This is a genomic window from Oscillibacter valericigenes (genome assembly GCF_021531915.1).
GTDB lineage: Bacteria > Bacillota > Clostridia > Oscillospirales > Oscillospiraceae > Oscillibacter > Oscillibacter valericigenes_A.
This window is the reverse complement of record NZ_JAFBIV010000003.1, coordinates 23,415-45,239: the sequence shown is the minus strand read 5'-3', so window position 1 is coordinate 45,239 and position 21,825 is coordinate 23,415. Positions and strand designations below refer to the sequence as shown.

Genomic DNA, 21,825 nt, shown 5'->3' with positions numbered 1-21,825 from the left:
GATGCCGCGCGAAATAAAACGGAAGAAATCAAGGAGGAAAAGGAAATGTTCAAGCACAAGAACGCTCTGGCCGCCCTCATGGCCGTGGTCATGCTGCTCAGCCTGACCGCCTGCGGCGGCAAGAAGACCGAGGAAAAGCCCGCAGAGACCCCCGCCCAGTCCGAGACTCCCGCCGAGACCCCCGCCGCGTCCGATCTGACCGAGTGGGAGCAGCTGTCCGGCATCTACAACACCGATGAGACCGACGAGGAACTGTATCAGAAGGCCCTGGAGGAGGGCGCTACCGTGACCCTGTACTCCATCTCCTCCCGCTGCACCAAGGTCGAGGCTGCCTTTGAGGAAAAGTATCCCGGCATCGACTGTGTCCCCTTTGACATCTCCACCAACGAGCTGCTGGAGAAGGTCACCCGTGAGTATGATGCCGGTGCCCCCACCGCTGACGTGGTCCACATCAAGGACCAGGATGGCTCCATGTACATCGAGTACGTCCAGGGCGGCAAGTTCTATAACTACCAGCCCGCCGACATCTTCTCCCACATTGACCCCGAGTACACCGCCACCGCCACCCCCCTGTACATTGAGCTGACTCAGCTGTTCTACAACACCGAGGCATATCCCGATGGTTCCCCCATCACCAACCTCTGGCAGCTGACCGAGCCCCAGTGGAAGGGCAAGATCATGATGCAGAATCCTCTGGACAACCTGTCCTGGGGCTCCTGGATCACCGGCTTCTGCGTGGGTGAGGAGCCCGACCGTCTGGCCGAGGCTTACAAGAACCTGTACGGCGAGGAGCTGAAGCTGTCCGACGGCTGCGAGAACGCCGGTTTTGAGTTCCTGAAGCGCCTGCACGCCAACGAGCCCATCTTCACCGCCTCCTCTGACGAGATCGCCGAGGCTGTCGGCACTCCCGGTCAGAAGGATCCCCCGGTTGGCTTCTGCGCCTCCTCCAAGCTGCGCAAGGCCGAGGATAACGGCTGGGTCTTCGCTCCCGTGAATCTGGAGCCCGACACCGGTATCCCCGCTGTCAACACCCTGTACATCGTGGAAGGCTGCGAGCATCCCGCCGCCGCCAAGCTGCTGGTCCGCTTCATGATGGGCGGCATCGACGGCGACACCTCCGGCTACAAGCCCTTCAACACCCTGGGCGGCTGGCCTGTCCGTGACGATATCGAGCCCGCAAAGGGTTCCACTCCCTATTCCGAGATCAACGTGGCTCCCTTCGACGCCAACGAGATCTATGTGAACTACAACACCGTGCGCGACTTCTGGCAGATGCTGGGCTGAGTTTTTCAGTCTGACTGACATGTAAGCCACCAAGCGGCGGGCGGATTCCCGCCCGCCGCTTTCCCCTTGCTTCCACTCTATGATCTGCCGCTCACAAGGAGCCTGTTATGAGTTTTTTTATTGACCGTTTCAACCGGAGAAAAAGTCCCCTGGCCCTGGCCGCCTTTGGCGCGGCCCTGCTGGATCTGGCTGTTTTCGGCCTGCTGTACGCTTTTTTGGCAAAGCCGCTCTACGACACCATCTCCCTGGGCAGCACCGCCGCCACCGTGGTGGTCCATGCCCTCATCATTGCCGTGCTGGGCACGGTGATCTGCTGCCTGCTGTTCCTGCTGAAGGACAAGCGGGTGGCTCCTTACGGTTTTCTGGGCCTGGCTGTGCTGCTGCTTGTTTTTTACGCCGTGGCCTTCCTGCTGGAGGAGGACGCCCGGCCCCTGATGCTGTACCTCATCACGCTCTACGGTCTGGCCCCCGTGCTGGTGGGCAATGCCGTGGCGTGGCCCATTTACCTGAAAATCAAGCGCGCCAACCCCGCGCTGAACCATAGAAAGACCATAGCCGAGGAACTGCGGGAGGCTGTGGAAAAAGAAAACGCCGGAAAGGCTGCCCGCCCGGAGTCGAAGGATACGAGGCACTCCGCGCCGGAACCCTCCGAACCGGAGTCTGCGGCTACGGTGGAGGAGGCTATGTTCGGCCTGCAGGCGGACCGCTCCCCCTTTGCGTCCCGCTCCGCCCAGGAGGAAGCCATGCTGCTTTACGAGGACGACGAAGATGAAGAAGCGCGCGACGATTAAAGATGTGGCGGCTCTGGCGGGCGTCAGCGCCGCTACGGTTTCCCGGGCTCTGGACAACCGTCCCGAGATCAGCGCCGAAACCAAGAAGCGGGTCCGGTCCGCCTGTGCCCAGCTGGGCTACGTACCCAACGCGGCAGCACGGGGACTGGCCGGTCACGCAACCCACACCATCGGCCTGGTGCTTCCCGATATTTCAAACCCCTACTTCTCTGACATGGCCACCGCTATTGAGGAGACCGCCGCGGCCCACGGCTACCGGGTGTTTCTGAGCAATTCCCTGCGCAAAAAGGACCGGGAATTGCGTGCCATTGAAAACCTGGTGGCCCGTCAGGTGGACGGCATCCTGGTGAACCCGGTCTCTCCGGAAAGCCAGCTTTGCCACCGGGAAATCCTGAGGGGACTGCCCTGCGTCTACCTGGGCGCCAACCATGATGAAAGCCTCAACTATGTAATGACGGACAACGAGGCTGGTGCCTATGCCGCCGCCCGCTATCTCATTCTCCTGGGTCACCGGGACATCCTGTTCCTGGGGGGACGGACCACCTCCCGCACCCGGGCGCAGCGCATCCGGGGGTTCCGCAGGGCATTGGCGGAGGCAGGGCTGGAGGGCCGGGAGCTGCCTGCGCCTCCCGATGTGAGCCTCATGCGCCAATGGAGTTATGAGACCGCACTGGAGCTGCTGAAGGGTCCTCTGCCGGATGCCATCTTTGCCTACTCGGACATGACCGCCCTGAAGATCCTGGAGGCGGCGGAGCAGCGAGGTGTCCGCATCCCGGAGGACCTGTCCGTAGTAGGCTATGATAATATTGCATTTGGGGCACTACCCCGGATCGACCTGACCACTGTCTCCCAGCATAAGTACCGGCAGGGACAGTTGGCAGTGGAGCGGCTGCTGGAGCAGATCAACGGCTCTGACCAACACACGGCGGATATTCTGGAACCGGAGCTGGTCATCCGCTCCACCTGTATCAGGCATCAAACCAACAGATAAAGGAGGACCTTATATCCCATGAACGGACTTCCCAATGACGAACGCCAGCGCCTTGGCGCGCTGCTGGACCACGCCTCCCAGGAGGAGGTCATGGCCATGATCCCTCAATTTTCCCAGGCGGAGATTCACAACATCGCCGCTGCGCCCGAACAGGCACCGGACTCTTTGGGAGTCCTGGTGTTCAACATGGAGCGGGGCGTACACCTGGCGGAGCTGGGTGACTTTCTGGAGAACTGCCCGGAGGTCCGGCCCTTTGATGTGATCCTTGCCAACGAGCTGGATGACGGCTGCGTCCGCTCCGGCCAGAAGGATACCACAAAAGAACTGGCGGAGCGCCTGGGTATGAACTACGTGTTCGGCCTGGAGTTCATCGAACTGGTGAACGGCGAGGACGCCAAGGGCTTCCACGGCAACGCCATCTTCTCCCGCTGGCCTATCAAGCAGGCGAAGGTCGTCCGCCTGCCGGAGCAGTACAACTGGTACTTTGACCGTCAGCGCCGTATCGGCGGCCGCCTCGCCATTCTGGCGGAGCTGGACGTGAACGGCAAGAGCGTGGGCGTGGGCACCATCCATCTGGAAAACCGCACCCACGGCCCCGGCCGCCAGGAACAGCTGGAAACCATTCTGAAGGCCGCTGACGAGATGTTTGCCGGAATGCCGGCGGCGCTGGGCGGCGACCTGAACACCAATACCTTCGACGGCCGGGACAAGGACGCCATCCAGGAGATCGCCGGCAGTCCGGAGCTGCAGCGCCGCTGCCTGGAGGACGTGGCCGCTTGGGAGGGCTGCCTGCCTGCCGCGGAAAAGGCCGGCTACAAGGCCATGCCGGACCATCCCATCCTGACCCGCCGCAAGCCCCTGCCCGGCGGCGGACACCTGGACCTGCGTCTGGACTGGCTGCTGCTGCGGGACCTGGAGCCTACGGACAGCCGCACCATTTCCACTTGCCGCGAAACCTGGCCCTTCGCCGTCCCCGGATCCGCGCTGGAGGCCTTCGGCGGCCAGGAGCTCTCCGACCACAACGCCGTCTGGGCCAGCTGCGCCCTCCCGAGATAAAAGAGAGATAGGAGATCATGCTATGCTGAACACAGTTCTGTTTGATATGGGCGGTACCCTGGAGGATATCTGGTACAACGACGAGACCGTCGCCGACGTGATGGAAAAGCTGAAGGCTGTCCTGCGGGCCAACGGCCTGGAGCCGGGCTGCACGGATCAGGAATTTCAGGAGCGGGTCCTGGCCGGCGTCAAGGATTACAAACGCTGGAGCGAGGGCAACATGCTGGAGGCAAAGCCCGAGGAGATCTGGCCTGACTATTACCTGAAGTCCTTCGGCTTCGACCGTGAAAAGCTGCTTCCCATCACGGAGGAGCTGGCAAACCTCTGGGAGATCACCTACTATCACCGGGAGCTGCGGCCCGGCGTCAAGGAACTGATGGACGGCCTGAAGGCCCGCGGCTACCACATCGGCGTGATTTCCAACAACGCGTCTCTCTACAATGTGTTCAACGTGCTGGAGGAGTACGGCATCCGGGACTACATGGAGGATGTAACTGTTTCCAGTGTCACCGGCTACCGCAAGCCCCATCCGGAGATCTTCCGCATCTCCATGCGGCAGATGCGCTGTAGGCCGGAGAACTGCGTCTATGTGGGTGACACGGTCTCCCGGGACATCATCGGCGCCAAGCGGGCCGGCTTCGGCCGGGCGGCGCAGATATACTCCTTCCTCACCGCCCAGAAGGATGTGGGTATCCCCATCGCGGAGTCGGAGAAACCCGACGTGGTCATTCAGAACTTTGAGGAGTTCCTGGCCTGGCTGGACCGGGAAAACCCCGCCATGGCACTGAAATAAGGCAAAGGCCCCCGGAGCAACGCTCCGGGGGCTTTGTTCTGTGTTCAGCCGCAGATCTGATCCGCCACGCGGCACAGCAGGTTCGGGTAGTTGGAGATGATGCCGTCCACGCCGCGATGGATCATATCCAGCATATCCGCCTCGTCGTTCACTGTCCAGGTGTTCACCTTCATGCCCCGGCTGTGGAACAGGTCCATCAGCTCCGGCTGGTACTGCAGCAGCATGTAGCGGGGGTGCATGTTGTCGGCGTTGGAGGGCAGAAGGTAGTGCTCCATGTCCAGAAGGGGTTTATCATACAGCAGCCCCGTTTCGATCTCCGGACACAGGTCCTTGAACCGCTGCATGGAGATGTGGTTGAAGGAGGAGACAAAGACCTGTTCCTGCATCCCACGGGCGCAGACCTCGTCAATGACCCGCTGCTCCAGGCCATCGTAGAAGACCTCGTAATTTTTCAGCTCCAGGTTCAGGAGCATCCGGGCCTCCCGGCAGAAGTCCAGCAGCTGCCCCAGGGTCCAGATGTGCTGGCCGGCAAATTCCGGGGATTTCCAGGCGCCGATGTCCAGCTCCAGCAGTTGGGCATAGGTCAGATCCCGGATGAAGCCGGTGCCGTTGGAGGTGCGCTCCACGGAGGCGTCGTGGAAAATGACCAGCTGACCATCCTTTGAGAGGTGGACATCGCTCTCAATGCCGTCGGCATTTGTTTTTTCCGCAGCCATGCGGAACGCCAAGGGGCTGTTTTCGGGATAGATACCGGAGAAGCCCCGGTGGGCGAATAGCAGAGGGCGTTTCATAGAGTTTGCTCCTTTGAGCGGCAAAAGCGCATGACCATGCCGCTCTGCGCCTTTTGCCGACAGTTTATCATCCGTATTATATACACGCTCTGTAAAAATTGCAACGAAAGCCGCACTGCCCGTGCCCGCGGAGGCGGATATCATATGGAGAAGGCTATGGGCCGCACGTGATGCGTACTGCATGTTCCGGGGGCGTTCTTTCTTCGCGGCTCAACGCTCCTGTGATGCCGCATAGAAATCTCTGCCGATGATATAGCTGCTCCATGTCGCAGAATTCCTGCAGGCCTGAACCGGGATTCTTGTGTTTCTTCCATGCGGTTCGTTTCCATTTTCTCCGCGCCCACCCTGTCTATCCGGACATCCGCGCTTGCAGCATCATAGCCGTTCATCTCCGGCATCATAATATCCATAAAAAATCATGCCGAAGGTATCCGCCGGATCATGCGCCGGATACCTTCGGCCATATTTGCCGGAAAACAGCTTTTGCTGTCTACGCACAGCCGCCTTCTTCCGGTTTCTCTTCACTTCATGCCTTTTCGTGTCCAAACACGTTCTGCAAGGTCTGTACAACTTCCGCCAGATCAATGGGCTTGGAGAGGAAGCCATCCATACCGCAAGCAGCCGCCGCCTTTCGATCCTCGTCAAAGGCGTTGGCGGTCATGGCCAGAATGGGAATTCCGGCCAGTGCGGGATCTTCCAGCGCACGGATCGCCCGGGTCGCCCCGTAGCCATCCATAACCGGCATCTCCTTTCTCCCGGTTTGTACAACTATTGGGAATCTGCGCACAGCGATGCAGATTCCGCGCAATGGCCTTTACGACCTCATCCATCGCAATGGGCTTTGGCAGGTGACCGTTCATCACCGGCATCTGCCGTTTCAAAACCGTTCTCCATGCAGTCTTCTACTTCTCCCACAGGCAGCAGCTCCCCTTATGCTGCCTCTTGGCCTGGTACAGCGCCGCATCCGCCTGTTCCAGCAGCTTCGCCGAAGGCCGTTCATCCGCACCGCAAAAGGTGATCCCCCCGGAGCAGGCGGCATGGAAGCCGTTGGGCAGTAAGAACTCATGGAATTCCCGGCAGATTTCCTCACCCTTGCGCAGAATGGTGGGCAGCGAACTGATCCGCCGGAGAACTACCGCGAACTCGTCTCCGCCGTAGCGGCAGAGGACATCTTCCTTCCGGGTCTGGCGGCGAAGCAGATCGCTGAAGAAGCGAAGCATTTCGTCTCCCGCTTCATGGCTGTACTGGTCATTGACTTTTTTCAGATCATCCAGGTCAAAGAGATACACCGCCACAGGCAGGTCCTCCTGGCGCAGAGCGTCCAGCGCGGCATAGAAACCACGCCGGTTCAAAAGTCCCGTCAGGTAATCCCGGCAAGCCTCGTCTTTCAGCTTTTGCTCCTGCTCCTGGTGGGCAGCCATGCTGAGCAGGTAGCGCACCCTTCTGCGCAAATCGCTCAGCGGATGGTGCTTGCACAGGAAATCATCGGTATCCAGCTCCGTGCAGAGTCTCTCCACATCCCTGCCCTGAGGTACCGTGGTTAAAACCGGAATTCTCCAGAGGACCGGGTCCTGGCGCATGGCTTTCAGCAGGCGGAAAGCGCCCTCCTCCGGGAGCGTCGCGCTCAGGATCATGGCCGCGACGGGAGGCTGGCCACCCTGCATGACGCAGGCGAGGGCATCCGACTCACCGGCAGCCTCCAGCACCTGGTATTGACCCGCAAAGGTCTGTCGGACACTCTCACGGTATCCGGCATCCTCATCCACCACCAGCAGCTTCAGAAGACTGCTTTTGTGCTCCTCAGACGCTACCGGCGGCGTCAGATACTTGGAGACCTGCGTCTTCAGCAGCGCCTCAAATTCACCGACAGGCATGGGCTTGGCAAAGAAGTAGCCCTGGACATAGTCGCATCCGATCTCCCTCAGATGCTCCAGCTGTTCCCGGGTCTCCACGCCCTCTGCCACCACGCTCAGGTTCAGCCAGCGGCCCAGCCGCACAATAAACTGCAGGATCCCTTGATCCGCGGGCTTGGCCGTCTCGCTCCGGATGAACTTCATATCCAGCTTCAGGATATCCAGCTTCATTTGATTCAGCATGTTCAGCGAAGAATAGCCGCTGCCGAAGTCATCCATTTCGATGATGAAGCCCAGCTTCCGCAGTCGTTCCACCGTGCTGAGAATCTGCCCCGGATTCTCTGTATAAGCACTCTCCGTCAACTCCAGATGGAGTTGGGCGGGCTTTACGCCGTATTTCCGGACGATCCCCAGCAGCGTATCCGTCAGGTCGGACTGATAGACATCCGCCCGGGAGACGTTGACCGACACCGGAATCTGGGGATACCCTTTTTCCCGCCAGTCCCGGAGCGTGGCGCACACGCTCTCCCAGACATACCGGTCCAGCCGGGTGATGAAGCCGTTTTTTTCAAACAGGGGAATGAACTCCCCGGGTGACAGGAAGCCCAGATCCGGATGGACCCAGCGCACCAGCGCCTCCGCTCCTGACAGACAGTCATCCCGCAGGCTGTATTTCGGCTGGAGGTAGACCATAAATTGGCCACTCTGCAGCGCGGTCTCCATGGCCTCGGTAATGGCCTGCTCCCGCAGCAGCTTGTTTCGGAGGACATCATCATAGACGGCAAAGTGGCGGTTGTACTGGCCCTTGATGCTGTCCGCGGCCAGCATGGCCCGGTCACACATCTGCTCCACCGGCACGGAACGGTCCGTGATCTGATAGATGCCCCACTTCATCACCACGTTCCGGCCCTCCGCCAGCTCCTTCCGCTCCGGATCAAAAGAAGCCCGGTCCAGGATCTCCTGTTCGCGCTCCTGCAGGCACACGAACCGGTCGCCGCTGAAGCGGCCGCAGATCGCAGACGGTCCCACCATCTGCCGCGTGATACCGGCCACCTCCTGCAGCAGTCGGTCTCCCGCAGGAACGCCGAAGGTGTCGTTGAACAGCTTGAAATTCTCAATATTGGAGCAGACGATGCTGTATGCCCCGTCCGGGTCTTCCTGCAGCCGCTCCCGGACCTTCTGATAGAAGAATTCCTTGCTGTACAGCCCGGTCAAGCGGTCATACTGGAACAGATTCACCATGGCCGCGGTCTCCCGCAGGTTGATAATGCTGGCCACCCGGTGCAGAATCACTTGGGGACGGTAGGGCTTCGGCACAAAATCCGTGGCGCCGTGAGCCAGGGCCGTCACCTCGTCCGCCTCGCTGTCGCTCTGGGTCATGACGATGACCGGAATCAGCGACAACTCGGCGTCTGCCTTGATCTTCTCCAGAAAGGTAAAGCCGTCCATGACGGGCATCATCACATCCAGCAGGATCACGGCGATGTTATCCGCGTGCGCTTTCAGCACGTCCAGTGCCTCCTGGCCGTTCTCCGCCTCCAGGACCGCATATTGTCCGGACAGGATCTCCAGCAGCATCTCACGGTTGAGCGGGTTATCTTCTACCACCAATATCTGTCTCTTCGGAAGCATACTTGTATCCCTCTTTTATCTCGATCTCTAAAATGAAATGTGAAATGCCGCAGGTCGCGGAGGGTCACCTCCGCCGCTTGTTTCAGTGTCAATGCGATAGAAAAAACGGTGGGATCTTCCGTTTCCGGTCAGTTCCCCTCCGTGTAGGACCGAATGGCCCGGACCGTCTCCTCATAGTCCCGCCGAACCTCTTCCAGCAGCGCCGAAGCGCCGGCCGGGATGGTGTCCGCCGGCGGGCGCAAAGCCTCCGTCAGGCGGGAGGCGGAATCCAGCAGCCGGGTGAAACTCAGATTGGCGCAAACGCCCTTCAGCGTGTGGGCAGCCCGGAAAGCCGCTTCCCGATCTCCGATCTCCATGGCGGCGCAGAGCATCTCAAAGCTCTTGTCCTCCCGGAATTTGCCCACGAACTTCTCCACCAGTCTGAGGCTGGGGAGCCGGGCGCTTACCTCCGCGTAGTTCCCACCCAGCTGTTGATAGCATTCTCCCATTGTCATACAGTTCTTCCCCCCGTCTGTCTGCCCCGCTGCGGTATGTGCAGTCATCACCGGGGCATCCAGAGATTGTCTCCATTTTTTACAAAAGGCTCTATGTCAGTCCTCATTCCTGCCTGGTGCTCAGGCTCCGGATCAGGACAGTCTCCCTTGCTGTCTTCAGCAGCAAAACTGTCATTTTTGATGACAAAAGTCAACCAAAATGACAAAATTACTCCCAATTTTATCATTATATATAGCATATATTAGCAGACTACATGTCGAAAATCAATGTATTTTGGAACTAATGTCACTTAAATTTACATTTTTCTCTTGTATAAGTGATAAGATGCATATATAATGCAGCAAAGGAGTGAGTATTATGATGCCGTTTGCCGAAAAGCTGTCCTTTCTCATGCATATCACGGAGACCAGCAACAAGGAACTTGCCGCAGAATTGGGGGTGGACCCCTCTCTCATCAGCCTGATGCGCACAGGCAAACGGAAGCTGTCCAAAAATCCTGCCCAGGCCCGGAAGATGGGCGCCTTCTTCGCCAGACGCAGTTCTGCGGCATTTCAGCGCCAGGCCCTGTCTGAAATGCTGGGGCAGGCGTCCATCAGCCCCAGCATGCCCGTGGAGGCACTGGCCTCCAGTCTTGAGAGCTGGCTCCAGGGAGATCGCCCCATCACCGACACGTTCCTCTCCGGCATCCAAGCCTTTCCCACTCAGTCCCAGGACTCGCCGCCCCTTCCCACCCTAACCTCCGCTTCGGGAAACCAGACCCGGTTTTTCTACGGGGAGGCAGGCCGTCAGGAGGCCATGAACCGGATCATGCAGGAGAGCCGGAGACTGGAGACGCCGGGCACCATCATGGCGGTAGTGGACGACAACCTGGAGTGGCTGCTGTCCAACTATTCTCTGACCAGACAGGTCCAGACCTGGCTGCTGCATTCGGCAGAACAGGGTTTCAACTTTTTGCAGATCATGCCCCCTCTGAATTTTATCAACCGTTATACGGAATCGCTGCAATTCTGGCTGCCCGTATACGCCACAGGACAGGCCAAGGTCTATTACTATCCCCGGCTCCGCGGCAACCTTTACCGCCACTCCATGATCGTGGTGCCCGGATGCTGTGTGCAGTACGCGTGCTCTGTGGCAGCCGGCAGTACCAGCGACATCACCATGTTCTCCACCGATCTCAAACTGGTGGCAGCCTTTGAGCAGCAGTTCCGGGAACATCTCTCCCTCTGCCGGCCGTCGCTGGACGTATACCGGAATTTCGGAGAGTCCTATCCCAGCTTCCGGGACTACTTTGAGCATCGGGGAGAGAGCGTCCAGCTGATCAACTGCCTCTCCCTCACCAGCATGCCCCCAGAGCTGCTGGAGCGGTACACCCGGGAGACGGAGCACGAAACATGGAGAAGTACTTTCCAGATCTATTTGGATAACGTTTCTAATTTTGAGAGCAAGCTGGAGCAGGTGCCCTTTATTGATATGTGCCGCCTGTTTACCGCGGAGGAGGTCCGCAGCGGCCATGCGCCTGTGGGGTCCTCCTCAAAGGACTATTCCGGCCAGCCCTGGTACACTCCCGAGACCTACTGCCTCCACCTGAAAAACATTCTGCGGCTCATGGAGCAGTACGAAAATTATTTCTTCGTACCGCTGAACGAAAAGGAATACCCGGATTATGACCTGTTCGTCAACGAGGGCCACATCGCCCTGATCGTCCGCACCGCAAAGCCGCTGATGACCCTGGACGTCCGCCGCCCCCCAATGGTCACCGCCTTCCGGGAGCATCTGCTCCGCCGGGCCGAGGCCGCCGGCTATGACGGCATTCACCGGGAGAAGGCCCGAATGGAGCTGCGGGGCCTGATTCAGGAGCTGAGCAACTGACGGTACCCACGTGTCCATCTGCCCAAAACGCAGAACTGCTGTTATGAAGTGAGCGGAGCATCCAGGATGCTCCGCTCATTTTTGATGCCTGAAAGATGGAGGAGCCATACTGAAAAAATACGTTCACCCCGGCCTCTGCCGGACCCTTTATCCCGATTTTTTCCATATTGCACCGCTGGCTTTCTTCAAATTCTGTACAAGACGCAGCCGGTCTGGCATCTCCGGGAAAATAAAAAAATCCTTGGAAACACTTGGTTTCCAAGGATTTGGTGGAGATGACCGAACTTAAACCAGTGACCTCCTGCGTGTGAAGATACGTCGGGGGCGGAAAGAACGGGTTATCCCGTCCTTTCCGCCCCTTTTGGCTCAAAATGATTTGCTATCCGCTCCGTTGTCTCCATTGTTTCCTGCCTGCTCCGATTGCAGTCTGGGTCACAGTTTGGGTCATGTGAAAAAAATGCAAGGTACTTCACGTCATCCATTAAAAACCTGGGAGCTTGAACTGGAGGCACTCAGCAAATCTCCAAAAGATACTTCCGAAGTGCTTTGAGGCCGACATGGTTTTTATTTTCCTGCAGGCAGACAAAACTAAGGCTCTCCTCAAATGGCGGCCACAGGGGGACTGCGCAGACTCCGTAGTATTCCGCAAATGATTTGGGACCCAGGATGATGCCTGTTCCATTGCGCACCATGTCCATGGATGTTTCTACGCCATCCAGACGGTACGTTCTGCCGGGGACGACCCCGTGCTTTTGGAGTGTTCTTTTTAAGACCTGCGCTTCCATGAAGTCCTGCGGGGCGGCGATGATTGCGCAGCCTCGCAGGTCTTCAAAAGAGGCATGGGCCTGTTTTGACAGGGGACTTCCGTGGCTGGTGAGAACACACTGGGGCTCTCGGATCAATTCACAGCGGAAAAAGCGATGGAGATCGGGGCAGGTCTCTGAGGAGGATAAGTAATTCAGAGCAAGGTCAAGATCGCCGTTTTTCAAATCCTCCAAAAAGTTTTCGCTGGATTGGATGAATGTGGGCTCTATGTGGGGATACCGCTCGAAAAAAGCCATGATTTTCGGGAACAATCCGTTGGAGAAGACCCGCGGCCCCAGATAGATGCGCAGATGCTCCCGGTTTTGCCGGCTCAGGCGGGCATTGGTTTCTTGCAGCTGTGCCCATGACTGCTGTACCAGCCTGGCCCCATCACAGAATTCTTCCCCCGCAGGCGTCAGGGAGACACCCTGCGCTGTCCGGTAGAGCAGGGAAAAGCCCAACTCACTTTCCAGCTTTTTGATTTGCAGGGAGATGGCCGGCTGTGAGACGAATAGTGCTTCTGCCGCCTTTGAAATACTGCCGTGATCGGCCACGGCCAGAACATATTGAAGCTGTGTGATGTTCAGATCGGTTCGCCTCCCGGATATTTGCGTTGCTTATATCCCTATTTTAACTTGACATTTCTCAAAGCGCAATATCTGTCTTAAAATAAAGGGGAAAGAAGGGCGTGAGAGAATGCTGATAGGTTCCATAGTCAATGTTGCGGCTATTTTGGCCGGTTCAACAGTAGGGCTGCTCCTTCGATGGGGCATCCGACGGTTTTCTGCTCTGTTTTCCGCTGGCAGCGGCCAGCTGGGAGAACGGCTGCAGAGCATCATCATGCAGGGACTGGCGCTATGTACGACCTGCATGGGGATCAGCGGCTCGCTGAAGGGACAGAACAGTCTGATCATGATTTTGTCCATGGTCATCGGTGGGTTGATCGGAGAACTGCTGGATCTGGATAGGGCGATGAAGCGGGCAGGAAACTGGGTGCAGGAGAAAATGAGCCGGTTTGGTTCAGAGGGCGAAACATCTACGATTGCAGAGGGTTTTGTCACTGCCAGCCTGTTGTACTGTGTCGGCGCCATGTCTATTGTGGGTGCATTGAACAGCGGTCTCATGGGAGACCATGATATGCTGTTTGCAAAATCGTTGTTGGATGGGACGGCATCGATCATTTTCACCGTGTCGCTGGGGGTGGGGGTCCCGTTATCCGCCATCGCCGTATTTTGCTACCAGGTGCCAATTACGCTGGCGGCCTCTGTGTTATCCCCCTTTCTCGGAGAAAGCGTCATTGCGGAGATGACCTGTGTGGGTTCCCTTCTGATTTTAGCTATTAGCCTGAATATGCTGGGCATTACAAAAATCAAAGTCATGAACCTGATTCCCGCGATTTTTCTGCCGATTTTTTTGTGTCGGTTCTTTTAATCCCCTTTGGCACTCCTTGTATGGCCTTGGCAGATGTTCCACGCCATTTGCCCATGCCAAGCAGAAGCGCATAGATTTCCAGAGTCGCAGAACGGCCAGCATTTTGCTGGCCGTTCTGCATTTTTGACCATGGATACCTGCTGGGACTTTTCTTGAAAAGCTGCGTTTTGGCAGCGCCCTCAGGATTTGTCGCGGCCTTCCAGACTATCGAGGCCAATCCGATTACAGAGAGACGCGGAAATAAACCATTCAGCCTATTCGGGGCAGTTGACATGGTTTTATCGGTAACCATCCGGCCGGGGCTTGCCCGGCCGGATTTGTTGACAAGGAAAAGAAGATTGGGATATCACGAAGTCCCAAATCAAAATTTGCGATGCAGTTGACAAAGAAGAACCTGTGGTCATAGAAAGAAGAAACAAGCGTTGATTCAAACCCTGGTTGGCCCTGTGAGCCATTGTGTGCCCTCGGCGTGAGATGGGTCCGTACACCTTCAAGCCACATGCTTTGAATTTATCCGATGTGATCTCTTCTGCAGCGAAGGTAGCCTTCGCAGCTCTGGCGGCTTTACTCCAGGTGTAAAATTTATCCACTGGGAACTTCCTGAACTTTATTCCGGAAAATCGTTTCTTGTATCTCTGACAGTAAACGTGGAACACATCGTTGGCTTCCGTATTCGTTTAGCTATTTCCCTTCCCATACTGTTCCCGCAAGCTCTGATGTCCTTCCTGATCGTGGCGCCGAAAATCATCTGCCGTAAATAGTTCCCACTGCGGTTCCGCCGCACGCAAGTCGAGGTTCATCATCTTCTCCGGGTAATAGATTGCCGGGTCAAACTGGATGTTTGCGGCCACCCGGCGCTGCCAAACTGTCTCGTCGATGAGCTCCGCCTTGCCTGCCTCATAGCTGGTCAGCACATGGTCGGTATCAATTCTTCGCAGGAATTCCTCCGAGGTTAGTTTACCGGCAACATACTAAACGGGCATTCTCACTCCAGGCGTTGTACTGGTCATGATCCATGGGAAGCAAGCCGCCGCGTTCGCTTGGCGCGGCGTCCTGGTAGCGCAGGAAGCGCTCATACATACGATCTCGCATCTGGTCGCAGATCAGAAGCGCCTCATCCTGTTCCTTTTTGCGGTTTCTGCTAAATCTCGAACCTCGATCCTTGCAGCGATAACCGTCAGTCACCCTGTCACAGTACAGGGTGAGTTTTTTTGTTTTCGGGATAAAGTAACCCCAGCAGTATTCGCACCGGGCGATCCGCTGCCTGTCCTGTTGGAAGTAGAGCGTCAGCTCCAGAAGCCGCAGGTCAAGCAGCGAAAAAACCATAAAGGACCGACCACCTTCGGGAATGTCGTTCAATCGAGCCGGATTGCAGGCTTCCGCGATGTCGGGATATACCCTCCGCAGCTTTTCAAGGCGCTCCCCCTGCGTTGCATGCTCCATTTTGTCAAAAGTCATCTCGAAAATATTCCGCAGGAGGGTCTGCACACGAATTGGCTTCTCCAGGATATGGAGCAAGTTCGCTCCTGCGTACAGCAGGAAAGACGCGCTGCCGTCATCCTCTTCCAAACAGCTTTTCGGCAGCGACTCTTCCAGGAAGTAAAAACTGACCGGGTCGATCTCCCGGAGCATGGACGGCAGAGACCGGATTTTGCACACCAAATCATAGAAGTCACTTACAGAAACGTCTATTCGTTCTTCAAATAACGGATGCTCGTCCCACAGCCGTTTGATCCCCCGGCGATAGTCCGTGTAATCGATCTCGGTGGCGGCGATCAAATCCGCGGCAGGCGTTGCTGCGGGGAGCCGTTCTTCTGTCCCGTCGCTGCGGCGAAGCACAACGGCGAATTTGCCATTCTCCTCTTCCTCAATCAAAAGCCGGAAATCACTTGCTGCCATGCGCACCGCCTCCCTCAAAAAAGATTACTTCCTGATGTGAATTCCTCTGATTTTATTTTACCATGGGACCATACCAAAGAAAAGCCTTTGCACCTCGACAATTGAATACCCACCGCCAAAGTTCATACTCGCCGGGAGAAGTATCGCCAGGACTGCATCATCAGGGCTCCCGCAAAGTCGAAGACTTTGTGGGAAGAGGAGCCGCAACGGCGTGAGCGAGTTTTCGAATGAATCCGAAAACAAGTGATACAAAGTTTGTGGCGACGAGAGCGTACCAACGGGGAAGAAAACGCCGTGGAGGTCAGAAAGGATCACAGGGCAGGAAGGTGTATGGTGTGTGGCTGACAAAAATTTTATGAATGGTGGTGATATTCATCTGCACTCAGGCCAACAAATATCTCAACGCCCCTATTAAAAAGGAAAGCCGCCGAAACTGCTGCAACAGTCCGGCGGCGCGCCGCGTTCCGAAAAACGCAGACTCCATCTGCGAACAGTCTAACAGAGAGGCACCCGGAACGCAAGAAAAATTTTATCTCTGAATTCAAAATCAGGAGGTTCCGTATGCCTGTTCTCGGTGAACGATTTTATCAAATGAGCAACGCTATTTTCTGCTATGACCTGAAGCCAATCCCCTTGGCCGTGTACAGTTACCTGGTCTGCTGCGCTGGACAGAAGGATGTATGCTGGCCCAGCATGAAGACCATCGCCCTGCACTGCGGCTGCTCGGAAAACGCGGCGCGGGACGCGGTCAGTCTGTTGGTTGACCGTGGGTTCATCCGCAAGGTCAAGACCTCGCGGTGTGTGAAAAGCGGTAAGTGGCTTCAGGGGAACAACCACTACTACATCCTGCCGCTGCCTGAGCTTCCCGCAACAGACCACAGTGCATGAGGGGGAAGCCCCTCAACAGATGGTGGGGAAGTGTATGAACAAGACGAAGAGTAACAAGAAAAAGTCCTGCTACCAGGTCATCACCCCTGAAAGAACGAACTGGACAAGGCACGCAACTCCCGCCCTGCTTGGCCCTGTAAGCCGCTGTGTGCGATTTTTCCAGAAGCAGCGGGAACAGACACCGGCCAGGGCTGTGAGGGCGAATTTGAGCCGGTTTCAGAGGAGCTTGCGAGGACCATATAGGGCTCCCGCCGAAGCCCAGCGACAAGGTGAATTGGCGCAAGCCAAGAGAAGGTGGCCTGGGCCAAGCGGGTTCGGTGGGAAAAGGAGGAGCAGCGAAATGAGCGAGTTTTCACCCATTTTGGGTGGAAACGAGGGATATGGAGCTGGCGACGACGTGAAGCAGGATGTGGGTCGCGGTTTGGGTCATGGGAAAAGCAGAAAGATTCGAACGAATATTTCGATCGCAAAATAAAGAAAAGTTCCTGATTTCTTGCGAAATCAGGAACTTTTTGTTGGAGACTACTGGACTCGAACCAGTGACCTCCTGCGTGTGAAGATACGTCGGGACGTCAAAGCTCTGCTATTGGGTGCTTTCCGGCACTTTTGGCCCCGATTTCTGTGGGTACAAATCACTGCCTTGTCCACTGTGTCCACCCGCTGATTTTCTGATATTGGTCAGCGTATTGGTCAAAGCCCCGGCTCCGCCGAATCAGGCGGAGCCGGGGCTTTTTCTCGAGTGCAAACCTTGCTGCCGTGATAGTAGCTTGGACCGGAACGATTGTCAAGTACCTCTTTCCGGCTCGGGCAACTTGCTCTGTACCACCCCCACTCCATCAGGTGGTGGGGAAGTATATGAACAAGACAAATGATAACAAGGAAAAACTCTTTTGGAAATTGCGCAGAAAGTGCTTAAGTACCATGATCATTTTCAGCCATTCTCATTCCCCTCAACAGCCAAAAGGATGAGGCCTTGCGAATTACCAAGTCCATTGTTTTCATACGATGTTCTGCTCCAGCGGTTTTCTGCTTGTAGAGTCTGCATCAGACTCTCGCCATGGCCTCCTGGAAGTCCTTCTGGTCGGTAAAGACCTCCTGCTTGTAGGGGTTCTTTTTCTGCGCTTTTGCCCGCTTGATGATGGTGGCCAGGATGACCACATTCACCACCAGGGCAATGATGGACACCACGCCCTGAGCGGTGGGATCGGCAGCGGTAGGCCGGATGGCAGGATCCATGAAGCCGTCGGCGTAGATGGAGGGGATGGTAGTGAAGACGCTCTTGTCCTGGAACAGGGGGAACACCTGAGCGAACATGCACCACAGGGCCAAGGTATTGGCACGGTTCTGGATCCATCCGCCCTTATTCCAGAAGTGGTTGGCAAAGGTGGGAGCCAGCAGCAGGGCCAGACCGCAGTACCAGGAGTGGGTAGGCAGGCAGTTGTAGGTGTACTCGAAGTTCCAAAGGTCATAGGCCAGGATGTAGCACCAGGTCATGTCGGGCCACAGCATATCCTTCTGGTCCTTGGAAGTGTAAATGCCCCACCAGGCCGTCATGCAGAAGATGTTGATGATGCCGGCGATGCCGTTGACCCAGTTCCACCAGCCGCCGTACAGCCACACGTTCTCGGAGGAGAGCCACCAGCGGTCTCCGAATTCCGCCATGGCCATGGCCCCCCGGATGCCGGACTCGAAATCGCTGGCCACAGCGATGAGGATGTTGATGGCAACGATTGCAAAGGGAAACACCTTGAACCACTCTGTCTTGCCGATGCTCCACTTGTATTTCAGCATCATGAAGCCGATGCACCCGGCGGTGGCGGCGTACAGCTTGGCGTAGTGGAACCAGCTGTTCATGTTGGTGTAGGTCTGGTTGTTCAGCGCCCACTCCGCTCCGGCGGCGGCGCCCACGTAGATAGCGATGAAGTACACCGTTAGCGCGGCGGGCAGCACCAGGAAACAGAAGATGCCGCCAGTCTTGGTGCGGCGGGCAAATTCGTTTGCCAACACCAGACAGGTGAACACCAGCACAAAGCCCAAAAGCTGATAACCGGCGGTCTCGCCGTAGAGTTGGAACAACATATCCGATTCCTCCTAGTAATATTTTCTCCCGATTATCCCATTTGTTGCGGAATTTCGCCCGTTTCCGGCGGCTCCGGGTCCGGCACCTCGATCTCCTTGATGTTCAGCTCAGAACCGGTCAGCAGCCATGTCTCTCCGCTGCCGCAGTGGGGACAGGTCTTCCCGTGTGCCACGGTGGGATAGTCCTTCCCGCAGCCGTCGCAGTGGGTCACGGCGGGAAGGATGTCCGTCCGCAGCTCCGCTCCACGGAGCAGGTCGGACTTCTTCACCGCCCAGTCCCAGCAGTCGGTGAGGTAAGAGGGCACCACGCCGGAGACCTCCCCGATCTCCAGCGTCACGGCGCTGACCCGGGTGAGGCAGTTCTGCCGCCCCACCTCCTCCACGGACTTGATGACGTGGAATACGATGCCCAATTCGTGCATTTATGCCTTCTTTCCAAACTTGATCTTCAGCCCCCGCTTCACCATGTAGGGGAACACAGCTTTCAGCTTATCCTCGATGGGCACCATGGTGCTGCACTCCGGACGCTCCCGGAACAAGTGGATGGCATCGAAGCCACACTTGGTGGTGCAGACGCCGCAGCCGATGCACTTGTTGGGGTCCACCACGGAGGCGCCGCAGCCCAGACACCGGGCGGTCTCGATCTTCACCTGCTCGGCGGTGAAGCCGGTGCGCTCGTCGGAGAAGGTCTTCCGCAGGGCCTCGTTGTAGCCGGGGCGCTGGCGGGGGGTGTCGTCATAGCTGCCGATATCCAGGTTCTTCTTGTCCAGCTCAATGAACTGGCGGCGGTTGCGGCCGATAGTCAGGCTGCTGTGGGGCTGCACAAAGCGGTGCAGAGACACGGCGCCCTCCTTGCCGGCGGCAATGGCGTCGATGGCGAACTTCTGGCCGGTATAGGCGTCGCCGCCCACGAAAATGTCCGGCTCGGCGGTCTGGAGGGTCAAGGGGTCTGCTTTGACCGTGCCGTTGGGGTTCAGCTCCACACGGGTGCCCGTCAGCAGCTGGCCCCAGTCGGCCTTCTGGCCGATGCAGTAGAGGACCGTGGCACAGTCGGCGGTCTCGGTGACGGAATCGTCAAAGGTGGGGGCGAAGCGGCCTTCGGCGTTTTTCACGGACAGGCACTTGCGGAAGGTGATTCCGGTACACTTGCCGTCGGCGGAGGTGATCTCCACAGGACCACAGCCCGCCCGGATGGTGATGCCGTCCTTCTCGCACTCGGAGCGGTCCTCCTCGCCGCAGGGCATGTCGTCATAGCCCTCCAGGCAGTACATGGTGACTTCCGCGCCGCAGCGGACGGCGGTGCGGGCCACGTCGCAGGCGATGTTGCCGCCGCCGATGACCACCACCTTGCCCTCCAGCTTCTGCGGGCCTTCCAGGTTCACCTGCTTGGTGAAGTCGATACCGGCCGTGACGCCCTGGGCGTCGTCGCCGGGGATGTTCAGTCTGCCGCCGCTCTGGAGGCCGATGGCCACATAGAAGCCCTGGTAGCCTTCCTCCCGGAGCTGCTGGATGGTGACATCCTTACCGACCTCCACGCCGCAGCGGAATTCCACGCCCATCTCCCGGAGCACGTCGATCTCCGCGTCCACCACGTCCTTTTCCAGACGGAAGGAGGGAATGCCGTTCATCAGCATGCCGCCGGGGCGGGCGGCCTTGTCGAACACTGTGGGCTTGTAGCCCTTCTCCGCCAGGTAGTAGGCACAGCTCATACCGGCGGGACCGGCACCGATGACGGCGATCTTCTGGGAGAAGCCGCCCTTCAGGGTAGGAGTCACCACCGGGGGAATGAACCGGGTGGCACTGTCCAGGTCCTGCTGGGCGATGAACCGCTTCACCTCGTCGATGGCTACCGCCTGGTCCACGGTGCCCCGGGTGCAGGCGTCCTCGCAGCGGCGGTTGCAGATGCGGCCGCAGACGGCGGGGAAGGGATTCTCCCGCTTAATGAGCTGGAGCGCCTCGGTGAACTTGCCTTGGGCCGCCAGCTTCAGATAGCCCTGCACGGCGATGTGGGCGGGACAGGCGGTCTTGCAGGGGGAGGTGCCGGTGTCATAGCAGTTGATGCGGTTGTTGTCCCGGTAGTCTACGTCCCACTTCTCCGGCCCCCACTTGGCGGCGTCCGGCAGCTCGTGACGGGGATACACCACGGGGCCGTCCTTGGTACAAAGTTTCTGACCCAGCTTCACGGCACCTGCGGGGCAGTATTCCACGCAGCGGCCGCAGGCCACGCAGTTCTCCGGCTCCACCTTGGCAACATAGGCGCTGCGGCTCAGGTTGGGCGTGTTGAAGAGTTGGGATGTCCGCAGGGCGTAGCAGACGTTGACGTTGCAGTTGCAGATGCCGAAAATTTTCTGCTCGCCGTCGATATTGGTGATCTGGTGGACGAAGCCGTTGTCCTCCGCCTTGCGGAAGATCTCCAGGGCCTCCTCCTTGGTGATGTAGCTGCCCCGGTTGGTCTCCACGATGTAGTTTGCCATGTCGCCCACGGCGATGCACCAGTCCTCCGGGTCGTCGGCGCAGCCCTCGTCAAAGGTCCGGCGGGACAGGCGGCAGGAGCAGGGGGACTTGGCGTACTGGCCCTCGTACTTGTCCAGCCAGTGGGAGATGTGCTCGATGGAGATGGACTGGCTCTCGGTGGGGATGGCCTTCTCCACGGGAATAACGTGCATACCGATGCCTGCGCCGCCGGGAGGCACCATGGGGGTGACCCGCTCCAACGCCTCAAAGCTCATGCGCTCGAAGAACTTGCCCAGCTCCGGGTGCTCCTCCAGCTGCTTGGCATTCATATTGGTGAACTCGGCGCTGCCGGGGACGAACAGGGGGACCACATAGCGCTTCTCGTGATTGGGATTCTTGCCGTCCAGGTCTTCCCAGTTGTATTCGATGAGGCCCACCATGCACATCTCAAACAGCAGCTTTTCCAGATGCTCCGGGTCCTTGCCGGTAAGCTTGGCAATCTGGGCCAGGGTCTTGGGCTTGCGGACCTCCATTTTCAGGGCAACTTCGGCCATCTCATCGGTGACGATGCCCTGGAGGCCCCAGTATTCCGCGTCCTCATAGGTGATCTTCCGCCCCATGCGGTTGGTGATCATCTGGCCCAGCTTCAAAATGATCTCCCGCTTGGGCATATCCTCCGGAATTTGATAGGGATGGGGGTCGTAGTTGGACATAA

General features: G+C 57.9%; 19 protein-coding genes. 9 read left to right on the top strand and 10 right to left on the bottom strand.

Annotated features, from left to right (window positions below):
• The first annotated feature begins 45 nt into the window (after positions 1-45).
• From JQM66_RS03400 to JQM66_RS03380, 5 genes are all read left to right on the top strand, one after another.
• Complete coding sequence (locus tag JQM66_RS03400) at positions 46-1,284, top strand: ABC transporter substrate-binding protein (RefSeq protein ID WP_235228403.1); 1,239 nt, start codon at positions 46-48, stop codon at positions 1,282-1,284.
• A 107-nt stretch (positions 1,285-1,391) separates the two neighbouring features.
• Positions 1,392-2,075: a hypothetical protein gene (locus JQM66_RS03395; RefSeq protein ID WP_235228402.1), complete on the top strand. Its 684-nt coding sequence runs from the start codon at positions 1,392-1,394 to the stop codon at positions 2,073-2,075.
• Positions 2,053-3,066: a LacI family DNA-binding transcriptional regulator gene (locus tag JQM66_RS03390; RefSeq protein WP_235228401.1), complete on the top strand. Its 1,014-nt coding sequence runs from the start codon at positions 2,053-2,055 to the stop codon at positions 3,064-3,066. Before JQM66_RS03395 ends, JQM66_RS03390 begins: the two co-directional genes overlap by 23 nt.
• Before the next feature lie 18 nt (positions 3,067-3,084).
• Positions 3,085-4,122 (top strand): endonuclease/exonuclease/phosphatase family protein, encoded by a 1,038-nt coding sequence (locus JQM66_RS03385; protein ID WP_235228400.1) that lies wholly within the window; start codon positions 3,085-3,087, stop codon positions 4,120-4,122.
• Between the two features lie 22 nt (positions 4,123-4,144).
• Positions 4,145-4,915: an HAD family hydrolase gene (locus JQM66_RS03380; RefSeq protein WP_235228399.1), complete on the top strand. Its 771-nt coding sequence runs from the start codon at positions 4,145-4,147 to the stop codon at positions 4,913-4,915.
• A 44-nt stretch (positions 4,916-4,959) separates the two neighbouring features.
• On the opposite strand, the gene JQM66_RS03375 is transcribed toward JQM66_RS03380, so the two are convergent.
• The 4 genes from JQM66_RS03375 to JQM66_RS03360 form a co-directional block, all read right to left on the bottom strand.
• Complete coding sequence (locus JQM66_RS03375) at positions 4,960-5,706, bottom strand: glycerophosphodiester phosphodiesterase (RefSeq protein ID WP_235228398.1); 747 nt, start codon at positions 5,704-5,706, stop codon at positions 4,960-4,962.
• A 526-nt stretch (positions 5,707-6,232) separates the two neighbouring features.
• Entirely contained in the window at positions 6,233-6,442 is a 210-nt protein-coding gene (locus JQM66_RS03370; protein WP_407945999.1) for a response regulator, read from the bottom strand.
• Between the two features lie 166 nt (positions 6,443-6,608).
• Complete coding sequence (locus JQM66_RS03365) at positions 6,609-9,191, bottom strand: EAL domain-containing protein (RefSeq protein ID WP_235228397.1); 2,583 nt, start codon at positions 9,189-9,191, stop codon at positions 6,609-6,611.
• Positions 9,192-9,319: 128 nt separating this feature from the next.
• Complete coding sequence (locus JQM66_RS03360; protein WP_235228396.1) at positions 9,320-9,685, bottom strand: Hpt domain-containing protein; 366 nt, start codon at positions 9,683-9,685, stop codon at positions 9,320-9,322.
• 358 nt (positions 9,686-10,043) lie between these two features.
• Between JQM66_RS03360 and JQM66_RS03355 the strand changes: the two genes are divergently transcribed.
• Positions 10,044-11,555 carry a hypothetical protein gene (locus JQM66_RS03355; RefSeq protein WP_235228395.1) on the top strand — a complete coding sequence of 504 codons (1,512 nt, stop codon included), beginning with the start codon at positions 10,044-10,046 and terminating at the stop codon, positions 11,553-11,555.
• A gap of 512 nt (positions 11,556-12,067) precedes the next feature.
• On the opposite strand, the gene JQM66_RS03350 is transcribed toward JQM66_RS03355, so the two are convergent.
• On the bottom strand, positions 12,068-12,940 hold the full coding sequence (locus JQM66_RS03350; protein ID WP_328284114.1) for a LysR family transcriptional regulator: 873 nt from the start codon (positions 12,938-12,940) through the stop codon (positions 12,068-12,070).
• Positions 12,941-13,055: 115 nt separating this feature from the next.
• Here JQM66_RS03350 and JQM66_RS03345 point away from each other — a divergent pair, with 115 nt between their 5' ends.
• A complete protein-coding gene (locus JQM66_RS03345) occupies positions 13,056-13,790 on the top strand; it encodes a DUF554 domain-containing protein (RefSeq protein ID WP_328284108.1) in 735 nt (244 codons plus the stop codon).
• Between the two features lie 677 nt (positions 13,791-14,467).
• Here the strand turns inward: JQM66_RS03345 and JQM66_RS03340 are convergent.
• Positions 14,468-14,704, bottom strand: coding sequence for a hypothetical protein (locus tag JQM66_RS03340; protein ID WP_235228393.1), 237 nt, complete (start codon positions 14,702-14,704; stop codon positions 14,468-14,470).
• Positions 14,705-14,747: 43 nt separating this feature from the next.
• Positions 14,748-15,689 carry a hypothetical protein gene (locus JQM66_RS03335; protein WP_235228392.1) on the bottom strand — a complete coding sequence of 314 codons (942 nt, stop codon included), beginning with the start codon at positions 15,687-15,689 and terminating at the stop codon, positions 14,748-14,750.
• Positions 15,690-16,250: 561 nt separating this feature from the next.
• On the opposite strand from JQM66_RS03335, the gene JQM66_RS03330 reads away from it, so the two are divergent.
• On the top strand, positions 16,251-16,577 hold the full coding sequence (locus JQM66_RS03330; RefSeq protein ID WP_235228391.1) for a helix-turn-helix domain-containing protein: 327 nt from the start codon (positions 16,251-16,253) through the stop codon (positions 16,575-16,577).
• Between the two features lie 340 nt (positions 16,578-16,917).
• Entirely contained in the window at positions 16,918-17,052 is a 135-nt protein-coding gene (locus tag JQM66_RS12560; protein ID WP_268824307.1) for a hypothetical protein, read from the top strand.
• 569 nt (positions 17,053-17,621) lie between these two features.
• On the opposite strand, the gene JQM66_RS03325 is transcribed toward JQM66_RS12560, so the two are convergent.
• The 3 genes from JQM66_RS03325 to JQM66_RS03315 are packed head-to-tail and all read right to left on the bottom strand — an operon-like array spanning position 17,622 to position 21,823.
• The gene (locus JQM66_RS03325) at positions 17,622-18,656 is read right to left on the bottom strand and encodes a DUF5692 family protein (RefSeq protein ID WP_235228390.1); all 1,035 of its coding nucleotides are present in this window, start codon (positions 18,654-18,656) and stop codon (positions 17,622-17,624) included.
• A gap of 32 nt (positions 18,657-18,688) precedes the next feature.
• The gene (locus JQM66_RS03320) at positions 18,689-19,078 is read right to left on the bottom strand and encodes a hydrogenase maturation nickel metallochaperone HypA (RefSeq protein ID WP_235228389.1); all 390 of its coding nucleotides are present in this window, start codon (positions 19,076-19,078) and stop codon (positions 18,689-18,691) included.
• Positions 19,079-21,823: an FAD-dependent oxidoreductase gene (locus JQM66_RS03315; RefSeq protein ID WP_235228388.1), complete on the bottom strand. Its 2,745-nt coding sequence runs from the start codon at positions 21,821-21,823 to the stop codon at positions 19,079-19,081.
• Between the last annotated feature and the right edge of the window lie 2 nt (positions 21,824-21,825).